The organism is Pseudomonas sp. TMB3-21 (assembly GCF_054898145.1).
In genome coordinates this window covers 5,554,245-5,574,152 of sequence record NZ_CM142718.1, presented here as the reverse complement: position 1 = coordinate 5,574,152, position 19,908 = coordinate 5,554,245, and the positions used below count along the sequence as shown (strand labels likewise).

Below are 19,908 nucleotides of genomic sequence, written 5' to 3'. Positions count from 1 at the left end.
TTATGAAGTGGCATATCGTCAGTCGGGCAAGCTGGCTTTGACGTTTGAAGCACTCGTTGATTTTTTCACATTGGATGCAATGGTTAAAAAAGGTATATATCCTCGGGAAAAATAGGAGTCGACTTGTTGAGTTTTTCACGTCTTTCCGCGCATTCTCGGAATATAAAAACGCAAGCCGAAAAAAACGAAAATTACGTATGCGGTTAAGTAAGCGCCGTCTAGGTATTTGTCGCTAATGTGGACGAAATTTGTTATGCCCCAGACAGCAAGCGCCGAGGGTAGGCCTGAGCAGCCTAAGACCATTAAAGTAACTGCGATGTGGTATCGGATGTTTTCAAGATTCATTTCTGATGTCTTCTATCAGCTGGCCCGGTAGATTAATATGGCCGTTCGGAGCCGAGCAACGCCCCTATTGAAAATCAGAAATCGCTGTAAGAGAAAATACCGAGAAAATTACCCTGATCGCGCCTGCACCACCTGATGGTCTGCAATTCAAAAACCATTATTCACGCTATCCTGCACGCTCTAAAACCCGGACGCTTTTCCATGCTGGTAATCTCCAACAACGTGCACCTCCCCGATGCCGAGATTGAGCTGACGGCCATTCGTGCTCAGGGCGCGGGTGGGCAGAACGTCAACAAGGTGTCCAGCGCGATGCACCTGCGCTTTGACATTCCGGCCTCGTCCTTGCCCGAGTTCTACAAGGAGCGGCTGCTGGCGCTACGCGACAGTCGCATCACCAGCGAAGGTGTGTTGATCATCAAGGCCCAGCAATACCGCACGCAGGAGGCCAATCGCGCCGATGCGCTGGAGCGGTTGACCGAGCTGATCCTGAGCGCGACCAAAGTCGAAAAGAAACGCCGTCCGACCAAACCGACCCTTGGCTCGAAGAAGCGTCGGCTGGAATCAAAGTCACAGCGCGGCAGCATCAAGGCCGGGCGCGGCAAGGTAGATTTCTAGCGGGCGTCGCGTTCTTCCCGGTGCTTTTCATTAAGGTGCTTCGGCGCTTGCCGGTACAGGTAAACGCTCAGAGCCAACCCGCTAAGCGCGGCAAGCGCTGCAAACAAAAAGATCGACGCAAAGCCAAAGCCTGCCGCAATCGCCCCGGCCAATGGGCCAGTAATGCCCAGCGACAAATCGATGAACAGCGAATACGCCCCGACGGCCGCGCCGCGACTGGACGCCGGTACCAGATTGACCGCCTCCACGCCCAGCGCCGGGAACACCAGCGAAAAGCCGAAACCGCTGAGTGCCGCACCGGCCAGTGCCCATTGCGCGTCGGGCGCCAACCACAGCAGCAACAAGCCCAGGGTTTCTACCGACAAACAGGCAATCGCCACACGAAAGCCGCCAAGACGGTTGATCAGGTTGCCGAACAGCAGGCGCGCGCCGATGAAACTGGCGCCGAACAGGCTCAGGCACAGTACCGCGTTGTCCCAGTTGAGCGTCGCGTAATACAAGGTGATAAACGTGGCGATGGTGCCGAAGCCGATCGAGCCCAGCGCCAGACCGCAACCGTGCGGCAGCACGCGCCCGAGCACATGCATGAACGGCAAGCGCTCGCCGACCACGATCGGCGCGGCGGTCTTGGGCCAGGCCAGCGCCAGGCCCAGCACGGCCAGCAAGACGATGCTCGCGCCCATGCTCCACAAACCCAATTGATCGACCAGAAACACCCCCAGTGGTGCGCCGACTGCCAATGCGCCGTAGCTGGCGATGCCGTTCCACGAGATGACTTTGGCGGTATTCGCTGCCCCCACGCGGCCGATGCCCCAGCCGATCGAACCGGAGCCAACCAGGCTTTCGGCACTGCCCAGCACCAGTCGGCCGATCAACAGGCTGATAAGGCTCAGCATCGGCAAGCTTTGCGTCCACGCCGAAATCAGCATGAACACGCCACTCAAACCGCACCCGGCGAGGCCGTACATCACCGCCAGTTTGCTGCCTTTGTTGTCGATGATTTTCCCCGCATACGGACGGCTGAGCAGGGTGGCGAGGTATTGCACGCTGATCACAAGGCCGGCAACAACGGCGCCGAAACCGAGGTCGGTGTGGACGTAGCCGGGCAGTACGGCGAGGGGAATGCCGATGTTCAGGTAGCCGATGAAGGTAAACAGGACGATGGAGACGACTTGCAGCGTGACCGCCAGGGGGCGCTGGTTTTCAGACATGAGGTAAAGGTCCACGGAGCAGCAGGATAGATAGGCTGCTTATGATAGCGGCGCGAACGGCCATGGGTCGTGGAAAAGTAAAACTATTTGCCGGACGGCCAATTTCAGGATTTGGCGGGGGCGACCAGATGCGTCGTGACCAGGGCGGCCAGGGCATTTTCTTCAGTGCCGAAACGGGCAAGCAAGGCGGCCTGTTTTTCCGGGGAGAGGCGGCTCCAGATCTCGATCATCTTCTCGGCAGTGCCGATCAGAATGCTGGCCTGCAGCTCTTCATCAACAGGCGGGATGATTTTGTCGGTCATGGCAGGGCTCGGGGTTCAGGCGGTGTGGAAAGCGCATGTTAGCGCTTTCCACACGGTCTGGCATTGCGGGTGTTTCAGTCTTCGCTGTCGGCCTGGCGGCGTTCAGTGGCTTGTGTCGGCTCGGGCTGTTGGTCGCCGGCTTGTTGCGTGGTTGTCTGCTCAGTTTCGTGCAGGCTTGGGAAGGGGAGATTAGGAATCTCGTGCATGGTTCGCGCTCCTCGCAAAGTCTGTTGATAGATCTGGTAGATCCGCGCTTTTACAAAGCCTGCGCAGGATACAGCAGGAGAAATGACAAATAGACTTTTATCTCGATTTTCTGCGACCAATGGCCGCACCTAGGAACTTTACGCAAAACCTGTAGTAGCTGCCGAGCCCGCGAGGCTGCGTCCGACTGCGCCACGCACCCGACGCAGCCTCGCAGGCTCGCAGGCTCGGCAGCTGCTACAGGGGAACCGGTAGGCTATTTATTTGCAGACTTTGGCGATGGCTTCCGCCAAAAGGTCCAGGCGCGTTGCATCAATCCCGGCGACGTTCGCCCGACCCGTGCCAACCATATAAACGCTGTGATGATCACGCAGGTTTTTCACCTGATCCGGCGTCAAACCGGTGTAGGAAAACATCCCGCGCTGTTCACCAATGTGGGCAAAGCGCTCACGCAAACCGTACGGTTCCAGCGCCTCCACCAGACCGCTGCGCAACTGGGCGATGCGCAAACGCATGGCTTCCACTTCGTCAGCCCAGAGGCTTTTCAGCTCCGGATCACCAAGAATCGTTGCGACAACAGCCGCGCCGTGATCCGGCGGCGTCGACCACAGGTTGCGGGCGATGTTGGCCAATTGACTGCGGATATCGATCAGCTTATCGGCGGTTTTCGCGCAAACAATCAATGCACCGGCGCGGTCGCGATACAAGCCAAAATTCTTCGAGCACGAACTGGTGATCAACACTTCCGGCAGTGCCGCTGCGAACAGCCGGGTAGACCAGGCATCCTGTTCCAGTCCGTCGCCAAAACCTTGATAAGCGAAATCAATCAGTGGCACCAGATCGCGGCTGCGCACCACATCAAGTACCTGCCGCCACTGGTCATGATTCAAATCGAAACCGGTCGGGTTGTGGCAGCAGGCATGCAGCAGCACCACATCGCCCTTCGGCGCTTCACGCAGTGCTGCGAGCATTGCCTCGACATCAAGACGATTATCGCTGCCAACATAAGGGTAGTGGCTGACCATGACCCCGGCGGTAGCGAAAATGGTTTCGTGAATCGGCCAGGTCGGGTTGCTCAACCACACACCACGACCCGGCAGGCATTGCGCAATGAAATCCGCACTCAGGCGCAGGGCGCCGGTACCGCCCGGGGTCTGCGTAGCACCGACGCGTTGCTCGGCGATCAGCGCCGAGTCGGCACCCAGCACCAGTTCATTGATGGCTTTGCCGAATGCTGGCTCGCCATGACCGCCGATGTAGGTCTTGGTGGTCTGACGATCCACCAGACGCTGCTCGGCCAGCTTCACCGCTTGCGGAATCGGTGTCAGGCCGAAGGAGTCTTTGTAGACCCCGACGCCGAGGTCGAATTTGCCCGGGTTCTGGTCCTGCGCGTAGGCCTCCATGAGGCCCAGAATAGGGTCGCCGGGAACTCGGCCAATGGCGTCGAAATGCATTATTTGCGGCCCTCGGCGACTTTCGCCACGTCGTCAGTGCGCGCGGCCATGATGAAGTCGTTGCGGTGCAGGCCCTTGATCGAGTGGCTCCACCAGGTCACGGTGACTTTGCCCCACTCGGTGAGCAGGCCTGGGTGGTGACCTTCGGCTTCGGAGATTTCGCCGACGGCGTTGGTGAACGCCAGCGCGTGCTTGAAATTCTTGAACAGGAAAACCTTCTCCAGCTGCATGACGCCATCGCGGACTTCGATATTCCAGTCCGGAATCTGCTTGATCAATACCGGCAGTTCTTCGTCGCTGACTTGCGGTGCATCGGCGCGGCAGGCTTCGCAGTGGGCTTGGTTCAATGTGGACATGGTCTGTTTCCCGATTCGATTCTTGTTAGACGTTACTATTTTTCGGCGCGTGCCGCGACTGCCGGGATATTCAGGCAGCCTTGGGTTTAGGCGGAAATTTGGGTGCGTGCAAGCCAAGCGTCATGCCTTCCTTGACCATGCCCATGATGTCTTCGTGGGCCAGATCAAACAGGCGCTTGAGATTCGGCAGGACAAAATACAGCGGCTGCAGAATATCGATGCGGTACGGCGTGCGCATGCACTCCAGCGGATCGAAGGTCTGATGCTCAGGTTCGTCCGACAGGCAGTAAACGGTCTCTTTCGGCGAGGAGAGGATGCCGCCGCCGTAGATGCGCTGGCCTTCAGGTGTGTCCACCAGGCCAAACTCGATGGTCATCCAGTACAGACGCGCGAGATAAACGCGTTCTTCCTTGGAAGCCTGTAGGCCAAGTTTGCCGTAGGTGTGGGTGAATTCGGCAAACCATGGGTTGGTCAGCAGCGGGCAGTGGCCGAAAATCTCGTGGAAAATGTCCGGCTCCTGCAGGTAATCAAGCTCTTCGCGGGTACGAATAAACGTCGCCACCGGGAACTGCTTGTTAGCGAGCAATTCGAAAAAAGTCTGGAAGGGGATCAGTGCCGGCACGCGAGCCACCTGCCAGCCGGTGGTTTCGCCGAGGACTTTGTTGATCTCGCCCAGTTGCGGAATACGGTCGTGGGGCAGGCCGAGTTTTTCAATGCCGTCCAGATATTCCTGGCACGCACGCCCTTCGATCACTTTCAACTGGCGCGTGATCAGCGTGTTCCACACCGCATGTTCTTCGGCGGGGTAGTCGATAAAACCTTGCGCATCGGGCTCGCGAGCCACGTATTGCGTCTGTTTCATGCTGCTCTCCTGCTAGGGGATATCGTTCTTGTTATGTCCTGCTTTGGACTTAGAAGTACCTCATCGGGTGCGGGGTTGCAGCACATGCAGCGTGCTGCGCGTAGGAGAAATCGCTGAATTCCGTAAAATATTCGTTACGATTCGAGTCTGATGGCGCAGTTGTTGAGATATTCAGGTTTGAAAAGGTCCGCGCGTGTCACATAATCTTGACAGAGAAATTCGGCCTTTCGCAAAAATACTGTGATAGCGGGCTTGCTCGCGAAAGCGGTCTGTCTGAACCATCAATTTTGAATGCGTCGCCGCTTTCGCGAGCAAGCCCGCTCCCACATGTTTTGCGTGTGGCAATACTTATTTCCCGCTTTTCAGGCGTTTTATATGCGTATCAAAGTTCATTGCCAGAACCGCATCGGCATCCTGCGCGACATTCTCAACCTGCTGGTCGAGTACGGCATCAACGTCGCTCGCGGTGAGGTGGGCGGTGAGCATGGCAATGCGATCTACCTGCATTGTCCCAACCTGATCAACATTCAGTTCCAGGCGCTGCGTCCGAAGTTCGAATCGATTGGTGGGGTATTTGGCGTCAAGCGGGTAGGGCTGATGCCCAGCGAACGTCGGCATATGGAGCTGAACGCCTTGCTCGGTGCTCTGGAGTTCCCGGTGTTGTCGATCGACATGGGCGGTTCCATCGTGGCGGCCAACCGCGCGGCGGCGCAATTGCTCGGCGTGCGTGTGGATGAGGTGCCGGGGATTCCGTTGTCGCGCTATGCCGAGGATTTTGACTTGCCGGAACTGGTGCGCGCCAACAAATCGCGGATCAATGGCATGCGGGTGAAGGTCAACGGTGACGTGTTTCTCGCTGATATCGCACCGCTGCAATCCGAGCATGACGACAGCGAAGCCATGGCCGGTGCGGTGCTGACCCTGCACCGCGCCGATCGGGTCGGGGAACGAATCTACAATGTGCGCAAGCAGGAGCTGCGGGGTTTCGACAGCATTTTTCAAAGCTCGAAGGTGATGGCGGCGGTGGTGCGCGAGGCCCGGCGCATGGCGCCACTGGATGCGCCGTTATTGATAGAAGGCGAAACCGGCACCGGCAAGGAACTGCTGGCGCGCGCCTGTCACTTGGCCAGTCCGCGCGGGCAGTCGCCACTGATGGCACTCAACTGCGCGGGGCTGCCGGAATCAATGGCCGAGACCGAGCTGTTCGGCTATGGCCCCGGCGCATTCGAAGGCGCCCGTGCCGAAGGCAAGCTCGGCCTGCTGGAACTGACGGCGGGCGGTACGCTGTTTCTCGACGGCGTCGGCGAAATGAGCCCACGCTTGCAGGTGAAATTGCTGCGATTTCTGCAGGATGGATGCTTTCGCCGTGTAGGCAGTGATGAAGAGGTCTATCTGGATGTACGAGTTATCTGCGCGACGCAGGTCGACCTGTCCGAACTGTGCGCCCGCGGAGAATTTCGTCAGGATTTGTATCACCGCCTCAATGTGCTGTCGTTGCACATCCCGCCGTTGCGCGAATGCCTCGATGGTCTGACGCCGTTGGTCGATCACTTCCTCGATCAGGCCAGTCGGCAGATCGGTTGCCCACTGCCGAAACTGGCGCCGGCGGCGATGGAGCGGCTCAGTCATTACCATTGGCCGGGCAACGTTCGGCAGCTGGAAAATGTGCTGTTCCAGGCGGTTTCCCTGTGCGACGGCGGTACGGTCAAGGCAGAACATATCCGACTGCCGGATTACGGCGTGCGTCAGCCGCTTGGCGATTTTTCGCTGGAGGGCGGGTTGGACGCGATAGTCGGGCGCTTTGAAAAAGCCGTGCTGGAGAGTTTGTATGCCGAGCATCCCAGTAGCCGGCAACTGGGCAAGCGCTTGGGCGTTTCGCATACGACTATTGCCAATAAATTGCGTGAGTATGCAGTGGGCAAGGACAACACCTGACCCTGCGGCGGTGGGGCTTTTGTGGCGAGGGGGCTTGCCCCCGTCGGCTTGCGAAGCAGCCCGATATGCAGCAAGCGAATACTGCCAAGTAACGCATCGGCCGGTTTTGCGGCCGCTTCTCGACCGAACGGGGGCAAGCCCCCTCGCCACAGGGATTCTGTGTTGGCTGCAAGCGGTCGGCGCTTGCCGTAAGCGGCATAACAGCGCCGGTTTTTCGTCTTCGGCACAATTATCAAAACTCCTCTGATCCCCTCAGGCCCAGCGTTTGCCGGGCCTCGCGCTGCCAGAAAAAAGTTGGTCTGCAAATTGCTTAAGGCTCAGCAGTACAGCAGTGGGCGGCAAACGTCCGGCATGCAGAGGAATGAGTGTGGACAAGTACCTTTATGTGGCAATGACCGGCGCCAGCCAGAATGCACTGGCGCAGAAGGCTCACGCGAACAACCTCGCGAACATCTCTACCAACGGTTTCCAGAAAGACCTGGAGCAGGCGCGTTCGATGCCGGTGTTTGGCGACAGCTTTCCGGCGCGTGCGTTTGCGCTGTCGGAACGGCCGGGCACTGACTTCTCTCCAGGTGCGCTGGTGCAAACCGGACGTGAACTCGATGTCGCCGTGCAGGGCAATGGCTGGCTCGCTGTGCAAAACCCGGATGGTGGCGAAAGCTACGTGCGCACCGGCAGCCTGAACATCGATGCGCTCGGCGTATTGCGCGCCGGCAACGGCATGCCGGTGATGGGCAACGGTGGGCCGATTTCCGTGCCGCCCGAGCAGCAGATCGAAATCGGTGAAGACGGTACCGTCAGCATCCGTGCGATGGGCGAAGGTCCGCGCGTGATGGCGGAAGTCGACCGGATCAAACTGGTCAATCCGGATTTCAAGAACATGACCAAGGGCCTCGATGGCTCGATCCACACCAAGGACGGCCAGCCGGCGCAAGCCGATGCCAACGTCAAACTGGTGTCCGGATTTCTCGAATCGAGCAACGTCAATGCCGTGGAAGAAATGACCTCGGTGCTGGCGCTGGCGAAGCAGTTCGAACTGCACATCAAGATGATGAATACCGCCAAAGAAGACGACCAGGCCATGGCTCGGGTCTTGCAACTCTAATAATCATCACAACGTCGCGCCGTTAAACAGGCGCACGAGGAGAATCGAATGCTTCCGGCTCTGTGGGTTGCCAAAACAGGTCTGTCCGCCCAGGACACTAACCTGACCACCATTTCCAACAACCTGGCCAACGTGTCGACCACGGGGTTCAAACGTGACCGCGCCGAGTTTCAGGACTTGCTGTACCAGATCAAACGCCAGCCAGGCGCTCAGTCGACCCAGGACAGCGAATTGCCGTCTGGTCTGCAAGTGGGTACCGGTGTGCGCATTGTCGGCACGCAGAAAAACTTCAACGCCGGTAGCCTGCAAACTACCGAGCAGCCGTTGGACATGGCCATCGACGGTCGCGGTTTCTTCCAGATTCTGCAGCCGGACGGCACCACGTCCTACACCCGTGACGGTACCTTCCACCTCGACTCGAACGGTCAGATCGTCAACTCCAGCGGCTTCGCGCTGGAACCGGCGATTGTCATTCCCAACGACGCGCAGACCTTCACCGTCGGCAAGGACGGCACCGTTTCGGTCACCGTCGCCGGCAACCCCGCTGCTCAGGTGATCGGCAACCTGCAAACCGCCGACTTCATCAACCCGGCCGGTCTGCAAGCCGTGGGCAACAACCTGTTCCTGGAAACCGCCGCCAGTGGCGCGCCGCAAGTCGGCACGCCGGGCCTCGCCGGTTTCGGTACCACGCTGCAGAACACCCTGGAAACGTCCAACGTCAGCACCGTTGAAGAGATGGTCAACATGATCACCACTCAGCGCGCCTACGAGATGAACTCCAAGGTGATCTCCACCGCCGACCAGATGCTCTCGTTCGTAACGCAGAATCTGTAATCAAGTCTTGGGCGGCCATGCGGTCGCCAGCAACACCGTGAGGTAGGGTCATGAATCGCTTTGTATCTGTTCTGGCACTGAGTGGGATCACCGCGCTGGCGGGCTGCGTCGCGCCGCCGCCCAAGCCGAATGACCCTTACTACGCCCCGGTGTTGCCGCGCACGCCGCTGCCGGCTGCGGCCAATAATGGCTCGATCTATCAGGCCGGTTTCGAACAGAACCTGTACAGCGACCGCAAGGCATTCCGGGTCGGTGACATCATCACCATCACCCTGAACGAGCGCACGCAGGCGAGCAAGAATGCCAACTCGCAAATCGATAAAAGCAGCGACACCAGTGTCGGCCTCACGTCGTTGTTCGGCTCCAGCCTCACCACCAATAACCCAATCGGTGGCGGCGACCTGAGCCTGAACGCTGGCTACGGCGCCGACCGCTCCAGCAACGGCGACAGCAAGTCCGGCCAGAGCAACAGCCTGACCGGTTCGATCACCGTGACTGTTGCCGATGTATTGCCCAACGGCATCATCGCCGTGCGCGGCGAGAAGTGGCTGACCCTCAACACCGGCGATGAGCTGGTGCGGATTGCCGGTCTGGTGCGTGCAGATGACATTGCTACCGACAACACCGTGTCGTCGACCCGCGTTGCCGATGCACGTATCACCTACTCGGGCACCGGTGCCTTTGCCGATGCGAGTCAGCCTGGCTGGTTCGACCGTTTCTTCCTCAGCCCGCTGTTCCCTTTCTAGGTGGCTACGTTGAATTTCAGAAGTCTCACCGTCGCTGCCCTGATGCTCTGCGCAGCCTTCAACGCTCAAGCCGAGCGGTTGAAGGACATCGCCAGTATTTCCGGCGTGCGGTCCAACCAATTGATCGGTTACGGCCTGGTGGTCGGGCTCAACGGTACGGGTGACCAGACGACGCAGACGCCATTCACGCTGCAGACGTTCAACAACATGCTCTCGCAGTTCGGCATCAAAGTGCCGGCGGGCTCGGGCAACGTGCAGTTGAAGAACGTCGCCGCCGTGTCGATCAGTGCCGATTTACCGGCGTTCGCCAAGCCAGGTCAGCAGGTCGATATCACTGTTGCGTCGATCGGTAACTCCAAGAGCCTGCGCGGCGGCACCTTGCTGCTGACGCCACTCAAGGGTATCGACGGCAACGTTTACGCGATTGCTCAAGGCAACCTGGTCGTTGGCGGGTTTGATGCCGAAGGCCGCGATGGTTCGAAGATCACTGTAAACGTGCCATCGGCCGGTCGCATTCCCGGCGGCGCTTCGGTGGAACGGGCAGTGCCGAGCGGTTTCAACCAGGGCAACAGCCTGACGCTGAACCTCAACCGCTCCGATTTCACCACTGCCAAACGCATCGTCGACAAGATCAACGAATTGCTCGGCCCAGGCGTGGCCCAGGCCATCGACGGCGGATCGATCCGTGTTAGCGCACCGCTTGATCCGAGCCAGCGTGTCGACTACCTGTCGATCCTCGAAAACCTTGAAGTCGACCCGGGTCAGGCGGTGGCGAAAGTCATTATCAACTCGCGCACCGGCACCATCGTGATCGGCCAGAACGTCAAGGTATCGCCGGCCGCCGTCACTCACGGCAGCCTCACCGTGACCATCACCGAAGACCCGATCGTCAGCCAGCCGGGGCCTCTGTCAAATGGCCAGACGGCGGTGGTGCCACGCTCGCGCGTCAACGCGGAACAGGAAGCCAAGCCGATGTTCAAGTTCGGCCCCGGCACCACCCTCGATGAAATCGTGCGAGCGGTGAACCAGGTCGGCGCAGCGCCAGGTGACTTGATGGCGATTCTCGAAGCGTTGAAACAGGCCGGTGCGTTGCAAGCCGACCTGATCGTGATCTGAGGACGACGACCATGGATATGCGCAAGGGTATGGGCGTCAGCGGCAACGATTCGGGTTCCTACTCGGACCTCAATCGCTTGAACCAGCTGAAGGTCGGCGACAAGAACAGCGACGGCAACATGCGCAAGGTGGCGCAGGAATTCGAGTCGCTGTTTATTGGCGAGATGCTCAAGTCCATGCGTTCGGCCACCGACACACTGGGCCAGGACAATCCGCTCAATACCGAGGCGGCCAAGCAGTACCAGGAAATGTACGACCAGCAGCTGGCCGTTTCGATGTCCCGCGAAGGCGGCGGCATTGGTCTGGCAGACGTGCTGATGCGTCAGATGTCGAAGAACAAACCGCTGGCACCGGGCGAAGCGGCAACGCTGTCCGCGGCCAAGCAGGAAGCGGCGAAAGCGGCAGCCCATACGCCGATCGCTGCCGGCACAGTCGCCACCGATGGCCCGTTGTCGCGCATCAATGGCCAGCGTCCGCTGTGGGCTTCGCGTGCCGTCAACGCACCGCAAGCGGCGGGCGAGGGCGGCCATCGCAATGACATGGAATTGATCAATCAGCGTCGTCTGGCCTTGCCGCCGAAACTGGCCGATCGCTTGCTCGCCGGTCTGGTGCCTTCGGCCACGGTGAACGCTGCGACCGTCGACAAGGTTGCGCTGCCGGAACGCACCGCAGCAGCGACCGGCACGGGCGCGTTGTACAACGGCGACTGGCTGGCGAACGCGCAAGCGGCAGCGAATCCCGGCCTGCAGATTCACGGGCGAGCTATTGCGCAAATTCCGCTGGCGCCGGCAAAGAAAGCGTTCACTTCCTCGGATGAATTCGTCAACACCATGCTGCCGATGGCCAAGGAAGCGGCCGAGCGCATTGGCGTCGATCCGCGTTATCTGGTGGCCCAGGCTGCGCTGGAAACCGGTTGGGGCAAATCGGTCATGCGCGCCCAGGATGGCAGCAGCAGCCACAACCTGTTCGGCATCAAGGCCAGCAGCAACTGGAAGGGTGATTCGGCGCGCGCCATCACCAGCGAATTCAGGAATGGCGCGATGGTCAAGGAGACGGCGCAGTTCCGTTCCTACGACTCTTACAAGGACAGTTTTCATGACCTGGTAACGCTGCTGCAAAGCAATGATCGCTATCAAGATGTGCTGAAGTCGGCCGATAACCCAGAACAGTTTGTACGCGAGTTGCAAAAGGCCGGTTACGCAACCGACCCAAACTACGCGAACAAGATTTCGCAGATAGCCAAGCAGATGACGAGTTACCAAAACTACGCTGCAGCGGGCGCTTCAACCACGCCTCTATAGGCACTAGGCATAAGGTCTGAACCATGAGTTTGCTCAATATCGGGATGTCGGGTCTGGCCGCTGGCCAATCCGCATTGATGACAACCGGCAATAACATTGCCAACGTCGACACCGCCGGGTACTCACGCCAGCAAACAGTGCAAGGCACCAAAGCCTCGCAGCAGTATGGCAACGTCTTCATCGGCAGCGGCACGACCCTGGCCGATGTGCGTCGGGTGTACAACAGCTACCTCGATGCGCAGCTGCAGACCACGACTTCGTTGAACAGCGATTCGGCTGCCTACCTGAACCAGGTCACGCCGCTGGACAAACTGCTGTCCGACAGCGGCACCGGCCTGAACGGCGCCCTGACCAAATTTTTTGCCTCGGTGCAGAACGTCAACGCCAAACCGGGTGACGACGCGTCCCGCCAGTTGCTGCTGAGCGACGCGCAGGCCTTGAGCAATCGCTTCAACTCGGTCTCTTCGCAGTTGAACGAGCAGAATGCCAACATCAACGGCAACCTGACGAGCATGGCCGATCAGGTCAACAAGCTCGCCACGACCATTGCGCAACTGAACCAGAAGATTTCCGAAGTCTCCGGGGCCGGCGGCACGCCGAACGATCTGCTCGATGCGCGTAATGAAACCGTACGCCAGCTGTCGACCTTCACCGGTGCGCAGGTCGTTGAGCGTGAAGGCAGCCTCGACATTTATCTGGGCAGCGGTCAGCCGCTGGTCATGGGCAACACCGTCAATAAACTGGAAACCGTGCCGAGCAAGGACGACCCGGGTCGCCTCGCGTTGCAGCTCAATCGCGGTGCCAGCAGCGTCGACATCACCTCGATCATGACTGGCGGCGAGATTGGCGGTCTGTTGCGTTATCGCAGCACCGTGCTCGACCCGGCCATGAACGAACTGGGTCGGGTGGCGCTGGTCGTCGCCGACCAGATGAACACGATCCAGGCCCAGGGCATCGACAAGAACGGTGACTTTGGTTCGACCCTGTTCAGCGGCATCAACAGCGCCGCACAGATGGCGCAGCGCAGCGTTGCCACCATCGGCAACAGCGTCGGTTCGGGCAATTTCGAGGTCAGCATCGAGGACACCGGCAAGCTGACCCTCAATGATTACAAGGTCACGTTTACCAGTGCAACCGACTACACCGTGCAGCGTCTGCCGGGCAACACGGCGGTAGGTTCTTACAGCACCGCGACCACGCCGGCACCGGTGATCGACGGGTTCTCCCTGAAGCTGGCCGGCGGTACCGCTGCGGCCGGTGACACGTTCAAGATCACCCCGACGCGCAACGCTGCGTCCACCATCAAGACCGAGATGACCGACTCCAAGCGTCTGGCCATCGCCGCCCCGCTGGGCGCCGCCATTGCGGCCGGCGGCAGCGGCACGTTGTCGATTCCGGCCAGTGGTCAGCCGACCCTGACCACCAAATTCGACATCGACGACGTGGCCATCACCACGGCGATGCAGACCGGCCTGAAAAACTCCACGCCGACCAAAATCGTCTTTGGCGATGTCTCCGCTGACGGCACCAGCCAGACTTACCAGTTTCTGGATGCCAAAGGCGGCGTCATCAGCAGCGGCAGCATCAAACCTGGCCAGAACAACACCCTGAGCCTGAATATTCCGCTCAAGGACGCCTCGGGTGCGCCAATGCCTGCGCCGCCGGCCGCGCAGTACACCGTGAGCTTCGACATGACCGTTGCCGGCTCTCCGGGCAAGGGCACCGCGATCAACGTTTCACTGAGCCAGCCGGGCACGCTGGACAACCGTAACGGCACTGCATTGGCCGGTCTGCAGACCGCGCAGACCGTAGACACAGGCTCCGCCAGCAAAGGTATTTCCCTGACCGATGCCTACGGCAAACTGGTCGAAGGTGTCGGTTCCAAAGCGGCGCAAGGCAAGCTCGATACGGCTGCGACCGGCGCAATCCTGGCCAACGCCAAGGGTGCACGCGATTCGGTATCGGGTGTCGACCTCGATGAGGAAACCGGCAACCTGGTCAAATACCAGCAGTACTACACGGCGTCGTCGCAGATCATCAAAGCCGCGCAAGCCATTTTCAGCACACTGATCAACAGTCTTTAAGGAGTCGTAGTCCATGCGCATTTCTACCGCCCAGTTTTACGAGTCCACGGCTGCGAACTATCAGAAGAATTTCGCCAACATCGTCAAGAGCAGTGAAGAGGCCAGCAGCCTGGTTCGTGTCAACACGGCGGCCGATGATCCGGTCGGCGCGTCTCGTCTGTTGCAGTTGGGGCAGCAGGCTTCGATGCTGGATCAGTACGAAACCAACGCTACCACGATCAAGGCAACCCTGGGCACCTCCGAATCGGTGATGACCAGCATCAACAACGTGCTGCAACGCGCCAAGGAATTGGCCGTGGGTGCGGGTAACGCCGGCTACACCGACGAAGACCGCCAGGCCAACGCGTTAGAGCTTGGGCAGATCGAAGAGCAGCTCCTGAGCCTGATGAACAGCAAGGACGAAAACGGTAAGTACATTTTTGCCGGCTCAAAGGGCGACACCGTGCCGTTCTCGCGCAACAGCGATGGCACCTATAGCTATAACGGCGATCAGGTGACTCTTGATCTGCCAATCGGCGATACGATGTCGATGGCCACCAACAGCACTGGTTGGGACGCGTTTCAACAGGCAATCAATACCAGCCGCAGCGAGGTCAGTCTTACGGCTCCTGCAGTGGATGATGGCCGTATCACCCTTTCCGATGGGCAGGTCTCTTCAAACGTTTCCTATAACAGCAAGTTCCGCAGCGGCGAGCCCTACACCGTAGACTTCGTCAGCGGCACCCAGCTCAAAATTACTGATTCGGCCGGTAATGATGTGACTGCAGAAGCCAGCCAGGGTGGTGCATTCGATCCTGCCAGCAAGGCGGGCCAAGCGGTCACCTTCCGCGGTGTCGAGCTCACGTTGAATATCAACCTGGCTGCCGGTGAGGCCCCGGGGACCGTGTTGCCAGGTCATACTTTTACCCTGGCGGCCAAGTCGGATTCGTTCACGTCCACCCGTGCGCCCGGTAACCCGTCAGCGACGCAGGTGACGGCGACCAGCATCACGAACCCGGCTGATTATCACGCGAGTTTCCCTAGCGGTTCCGCAATCCTGAAGTTCACCAGCGCCACCGATTTTGAACTGTACGCCGCTCCCCTGACTGCCGACAGCACACCTGTGTCGACCGGCACCCTGGGCGGCAACGTCGCCACTGCGTCGGGCGTGAGTTTTACCCTCAACGGAACGCCGGGCGCCGACGATCAGTTCAGCGTCGCGGTGAATACTCACGAGACCCAGAATATCCTCGACACCGTCAATCAGTTGAAAACCGCTTTGAGCACGCCAACCAACGGTGATCCGATCGCCGCGCAAAAGCTTCAGGCGTCATTGGCCGCAGGCATTGGCAACCTGGCCAGCGGTACCGATCAACTGTCCAGTGCTTTGAGTTCTGTGGGTGGTCGGGGTGCGGCGCTGGATACTCAGTTGGACACCAACCAGAGCCTCAAGCTGGCCAACACCCAGACTCAGTCGGGCATTCGTGATTCGGATCCGGCTGAAGTGCTGACCCGCCTCACCTTGCAGCAGACCATGTTGCAAGCCTCGCAATTGGCGTTCAGCAAAATTGCTCAGCTGGGTCTGTTCAACAAGATTTGAACCTGTATCTGCCGAGCTGTCAGCCGTCTTTTTTTAAGCGGTTCCGGGGCCTCCACCTGAACGGGTAGAGGCCCACCGCTCGAGAGTTTTTCTGCCGTGAATCAACGTCCTCTTGTCAGCATTGTCATCCCCGCTTTCAATCCACGCTTCTTCAGTCAGGCATTGGAAAGTGCGCTCGCGCAGACCTACGAACAGGTTGAAATTGTCGTGTGTGATGATTCGCACGGTGACGAAGTTCGCGCCATTGTCGAGACGTTCAAAGAGCCACATCACCCGGTTCGTTACCTGCGCAATCCGCAGCACCTGGGCTTGCAGCAGAATGTCTTGCGCTGTGTGGAACAAGCCCGCGGCGAATTCATCAAAGTGCTCTGTGACGACGATCGCCTGTTTGCACCCAGCGTGGCCTTGCAGGCACAAGTGCTGATCGACCATGCCGACGTCAGCGTGGTATTTGCTCTGCGGATGTTTGGCGATGCCGGTAACTTCATCCTGCCGCCACGAGTCGACAATTGCCGGTTTTCGCCGAACGACGCCCTGCTCAAGGGCGACGACATGTTGGCAATTTTCGAAGGCACGCCGAAAAATTTTCTCGGTAACTTCAGTTCTACAATGATGCGCCGGGACGACGTACTGATGTTGCTGCCGGCATTGATTCAAGAAGGTGCCGGCTTCGTCGCCATGCTGGATTTCGCTTTGTTTGTCTGCCTGATGCGTCGCGGGAACCTGGTGACGCTCAACACTGTCTTGAGCACCGAACGCCTGTATCCGCAACGTTTGAGCAGCACTCCGGAAATGCGCAAAGCAGCAACGGTGGAGTGGAGTTGGCTCTCGCAAATGCTTGCGGTGCGCAGTGGCGAATCGGCACCTGCATCCGGCTGGGTGCGCTATATCGACCTCGATAAAATCAATGGCCAACCCCATGCCTGGGAAGAGCTATGTGTCGTCCGCGTCCTCGGCAATCGCAACACGGTGGTGAGTGGACGCGTGGGGGCCGACAGCCACAGTTATGCCGATTTCTATCGCGAATGGCTGTCGATACGGTGTTTTTCAGAGGTTGAACAGCGCTGCATGCCGCAGCGTATCGCGAGTTGGCCTTACCGTCCGCAGATCGTGCCGATCATCATCGACAGTGCCTCTGACAGTGCCGCACTCAATGCGACACTGCAAAGCATCGCTGCCCAGCTGTACGCCCCTCAGGCCGTTCTGGTGTTATCCGAGGCTGCGTGTGCAGCGCACGAGCGCGTCGTGCAGTTGCCTTTTCAGTCAGACTGGGCGCAGCAGCTCAATGCGCTGGTCCCGCAACTGGAAGGTGCGCACTGGTTTTACCTGCTGCAGGCCGGTGACGTAGTGCGTGAATCGGCATTGCTTATTCTTGCCGAACGCATCGCTCATTCGACCGCTATCCGTTGCGTCTACAGCGACGAAGGTGCGTTGGTCGAGGGTGAATCGGTCGACCCGGTGTTCAAACCCGATTTCAACCTCGACCTCATGCGCGCCTACCCCTATGTCGGCCGCACCCTGGCCTTCGAGCGCCAACGGTTCATGGCGCTGGGCGGTTTCGATAGCGCACACGGTGAGCTGGCGCCGCATGACCTGATGTGGCGGATGGTCGAAGAGGCCGGGCCGCAAACCATCGAGCATATTGCCGAAATCCAGGTGGAGTCTCGCCTCGCCTTTGCAGACTGGTTGTCGCAGTCCGACTTGATTGAAAATAATGCCGGCATGGTGAGTGCGCACCTGGACCGCATTGGTGTGCCGCATACGATCCGGCAGGAGGCCTTGCCGCTGATCAATCGCATCGACTACCACCGTTTCACGCGTCCGTTGGTGTCGATCATCGTTCAGACCGGCGAGTCGCTGCATGCGTTGCAGCGTTGCATCGAAGGCTTGATCGAACGCACGGCATACTCTGAATACGAAATTCTGATTGTCGACAGTGGTACCAATAACCCGGCGATGCTCGACTGGCTGGACGCCATGACGCAGTTGGGGGCGAAAATGTTGCGCGTGTTGCGTTATGCCGGTCCTGCCAACGATGCCGCTATTCGTAACTTCGCGGCGAGCCTGGCCTTTGGCGAGTATGTGCTGCTGCTTAGCCCGCAGACCGTGATATGTGACGCAGACTGGCTCGATGAGCTGCTCAATCATGCCCAGCGGCCAGAAGTGGGCGTGGTCGGTGCGCGCATCCTCAGCCCTGAAGGCAAGATCGTCAGCGCCGGGTTGATTCTGGGACTCGCGGGGCCGGTGGGCTCACCGTTTTATGGCGAGGCTGCAGGCGCGCGTGGCTACATGCAGCGCCTGCACGTGACACAAAACTGGAGCGCCGTCAGTGGTCACTGCCTGATGGTGCGCAAGGACGTATTTGATGAGCTTGAACACTTCGATGAAGCGACATTCACCCAAGGCCTGAGTGACGTCGATTTAGGCTTGCGAGCCAGCGCGAACGGGTACCTGGTGGTCTGGACGCCTTACGCGAGTGTGGTATGGGTGGCTCAGGAGGTTGCGCCGATGGTGCCATCGGCACTGGCGCGGCAAGAGCGAGAGCATGAGCTTTTCTATCGCAAATGGTTGCCCCAAATCGCGAGGGATCCCGCATACAACCCGGCCCTGAGCCTCGGTGTTTCGAGCTTTAGCCTGGAGCCGTCGCTGCGCGATAACTGGAACCCTTTGCGTAATCGCGCAGTGCCGTTGATTTTGGGGTTGCCGGTCAACAGCAGTGCGGTCGGCCACTACCGGGTGACCGGACCGCTGGCCGAGCTTGAAGCGGCCGGCAGGGTAATCGCGCGAGTAGCCTATGAATCGCCGTCTACGATCGAGATCGAGCGTCTGTCTCCCGATACCATCATTTTGCAGGGCCGTTACAGCGAAGGTGCTGCCAGCGACATTCTGCGCATGAAAAAATACTCCAGCGCGCTGCGTGTATTCGAACTCGACGACTACATCGTCAGTGCTCCGAAGAAAAATACCCATGCCCGCAACAAACCTCTCAACATCGAGCAAATGCTGCGTGAAGGCATCAGCCTGTGTGATCGGGTGGTGGTCACGACCCAGCCATTGGCCGATGCGTTGTCGAGCATGCACAGCGAGATTCGCGTAGTCCCCAACATGCTTGCGCCGGACCCGTGGGCAACTCTGACCAGCCAGCGTCGCACTTCGCGTAAACCTCGAGTCGGTTGGGGGGGCGGCACGAGCCATACAGGCGACCTGGAAATCATCGCCGACGTCGTGCGCGAATTGGCCGATGAAGTGGAGTGGGTGTTTTTCGGCATGTGCCCTGAAGGGTTGCGTTCGTATGTCCACGAGTTTCACTCCACCATCAGTTTGCAGAGCTACCCGTTCAAACTGGCCAGCCTCAACCTCGACCTGGCACTGGCGCCGTTGGAATTTCACATCTTCAACGACTGTAAAAGCAACCTGCGCCTTCTGGAATATGGCGCTTGCGGATACCCGGTCATCTGCACCGACACCGAGGCCTATCGGGGCCACTTGCCCTGCACCCGTGTCTTGAGCAACAGCACGGACGAGTGGCTGCAAGCGATACGCATGCACCTGGCGGATCCGGACGCCAGTTATCGCATGGGCGACGAACTGCGTGATGCGGTTCAACGGGATTTCATGCTGCGCGGCGACAACCTGAACCACTGGTTATGGGGCTGGTTGCCCGACTGATGACCGTTCCCCAACATCGCTGAAGCCATACATCGTCCGGACGCGCATGCCTCCGGACTTTTTTTTGCTTGGCAATTGGCGTGCTTCCTGCAAGTCACCCGCATATCGCCATAAAACCTTCACTCAAAAGGTGTGGAGGGCCATGGCGCAGGAAAAATGATGTGGATCTGACGGTTGGCCAACCTTGCGG

The 19,908-nt window shown here is 59.2% G+C and carries 16 protein-coding genes; 10 read left to right on the top strand and 6 right to left on the bottom strand.

The window, feature by feature from the left end:
* Positions 1–546 precede the first annotated feature (546 nt).
* Entirely contained in the window at positions 547–960 is a 414-nt protein-coding gene (arfB, locus tag ACYZTS_RS25520) for an alternative ribosome rescue aminoacyl-tRNA hydrolase ArfB (protein ID WP_461992953.1), read from the top strand.
* On the opposite strand, the gene ACYZTS_RS25515 is transcribed toward arfB, so the two are convergent.
* From ACYZTS_RS25515 to phhA, 6 genes are all read right to left on the bottom strand, one after another.
* Positions 957–2,171: an MFS transporter gene (locus ACYZTS_RS25515; RefSeq protein ID WP_461992951.1), complete on the bottom strand. Its 1,215-nt coding sequence runs from the start codon at positions 2,169–2,171 to the stop codon at positions 957–959. The two genes, arfB and ACYZTS_RS25515, sit on opposite strands and share 4 nt — an antisense overlap.
* 104 nt (positions 2,172–2,275) lie before the next feature.
* Positions 2,276–2,473 carry a hypothetical protein gene (locus ACYZTS_RS25510; protein WP_461992950.1) on the bottom strand — a complete coding sequence of 66 codons (198 nt, stop codon included), beginning with the start codon at positions 2,471–2,473 and terminating at the stop codon, positions 2,276–2,278.
* A gap of 74 nt (positions 2,474–2,547) precedes the next feature.
* Complete coding sequence (locus ACYZTS_RS25505; protein WP_461992948.1) at positions 2,548–2,679, bottom strand: hypothetical protein; 132 nt, start codon at positions 2,677–2,679, stop codon at positions 2,548–2,550.
* Between the two features lie 258 nt (positions 2,680–2,937).
* The gene (locus ACYZTS_RS25500) at positions 2,938–4,131 is read right to left on the bottom strand and encodes an amino acid aminotransferase (protein ID WP_461992946.1); all 1,194 of its coding nucleotides are present in this window, start codon (positions 4,129–4,131) and stop codon (positions 2,938–2,940) included.
* A complete protein-coding gene (locus tag ACYZTS_RS25495; RefSeq protein ID WP_461992944.1) occupies positions 4,131–4,487 on the bottom strand; it encodes a 4a-hydroxytetrahydrobiopterin dehydratase in 357 nt (118 codons plus the stop codon). Before ACYZTS_RS25495 ends, ACYZTS_RS25500 begins: the two co-directional genes overlap by 1 nt.
* 70 nt (positions 4,488–4,557) lie before the next feature.
* Positions 4,558–5,349: a phenylalanine 4-monooxygenase gene (gene phhA, locus ACYZTS_RS25490; RefSeq protein ID WP_461992942.1), complete on the bottom strand. Its 792-nt coding sequence runs from the start codon at positions 5,347–5,349 to the stop codon at positions 4,558–4,560.
* A 375-nt stretch (positions 5,350–5,724) separates the two neighbouring features.
* Between phhA and ACYZTS_RS25485 the strand changes: the two genes are divergently transcribed.
* From ACYZTS_RS25485 to ACYZTS_RS25445, 9 genes are all read left to right on the top strand, one after another.
* Positions 5,725–7,284 carry a sigma-54-dependent transcriptional regulator gene (locus tag ACYZTS_RS25485; RefSeq protein ID WP_461992940.1) on the top strand — a complete coding sequence of 520 codons (1,560 nt, stop codon included), beginning with the start codon at positions 5,725–5,727 and terminating at the stop codon, positions 7,282–7,284.
* 367 nt (positions 7,285–7,651) lie between these two features.
* Positions 7,652–8,389 carry a flagellar basal body rod protein FlgF gene (locus tag ACYZTS_RS25480; protein WP_028621829.1) on the top strand — a complete coding sequence of 246 codons (738 nt, stop codon included), beginning with the start codon at positions 7,652–7,654 and terminating at the stop codon, positions 8,387–8,389.
* Positions 8,390–8,437: 48 nt separating this feature from the next.
* Entirely contained in the window at positions 8,438–9,223 is a 786-nt protein-coding gene (flgG, locus tag ACYZTS_RS25475) for a flagellar basal-body rod protein FlgG (RefSeq protein ID WP_028621830.1), read from the top strand.
* A 50-nt stretch (positions 9,224–9,273) separates the two neighbouring features.
* A complete protein-coding gene (gene flgH, locus ACYZTS_RS25470) occupies positions 9,274–9,969 on the top strand; it encodes a flagellar basal body L-ring protein FlgH (protein WP_028621831.1) in 696 nt (231 codons plus the stop codon).
* Positions 9,970–10,011: 42 nt separating this feature from the next.
* Positions 10,012–11,085: a flagellar basal body P-ring protein FlgI gene (locus tag ACYZTS_RS25465; protein ID WP_461996548.1), complete on the top strand. Its 1,074-nt coding sequence runs from the start codon at positions 10,012–10,014 to the stop codon at positions 11,083–11,085.
* An 11-nt stretch (positions 11,086–11,096) separates the two neighbouring features.
* Entirely contained in the window at positions 11,097–12,386 is a 1,290-nt protein-coding gene (gene flgJ / locus ACYZTS_RS25460; RefSeq protein WP_461992937.1) for a flagellar assembly peptidoglycan hydrolase FlgJ, read from the top strand.
* 23 nt (positions 12,387–12,409) lie between these two features.
* Positions 12,410–14,470 (top strand): flagellar hook-associated protein FlgK, encoded by a 2,061-nt coding sequence (gene flgK, locus ACYZTS_RS25455; RefSeq protein ID WP_461992935.1) that lies wholly within the window; start codon positions 12,410–12,412, stop codon positions 14,468–14,470.
* Positions 14,471–14,483: 13 nt separating this feature from the next.
* Complete coding sequence (locus ACYZTS_RS25450; protein ID WP_461992933.1) at positions 14,484–16,049, top strand: flagellar hook-associated protein 3; 1,566 nt, start codon at positions 14,484–14,486, stop codon at positions 16,047–16,049.
* 96 nt (positions 16,050–16,145) lie between these two features.
* Positions 16,146–19,718, top strand: a complete 3,573-nt coding sequence (locus ACYZTS_RS25445) for a glycosyltransferase (protein WP_461992931.1) — start codon at positions 16,146–16,148, stop codon at positions 19,716–19,718.
* The last annotated feature ends 190 nt before the right edge of the window (positions 19,719–19,908 follow it).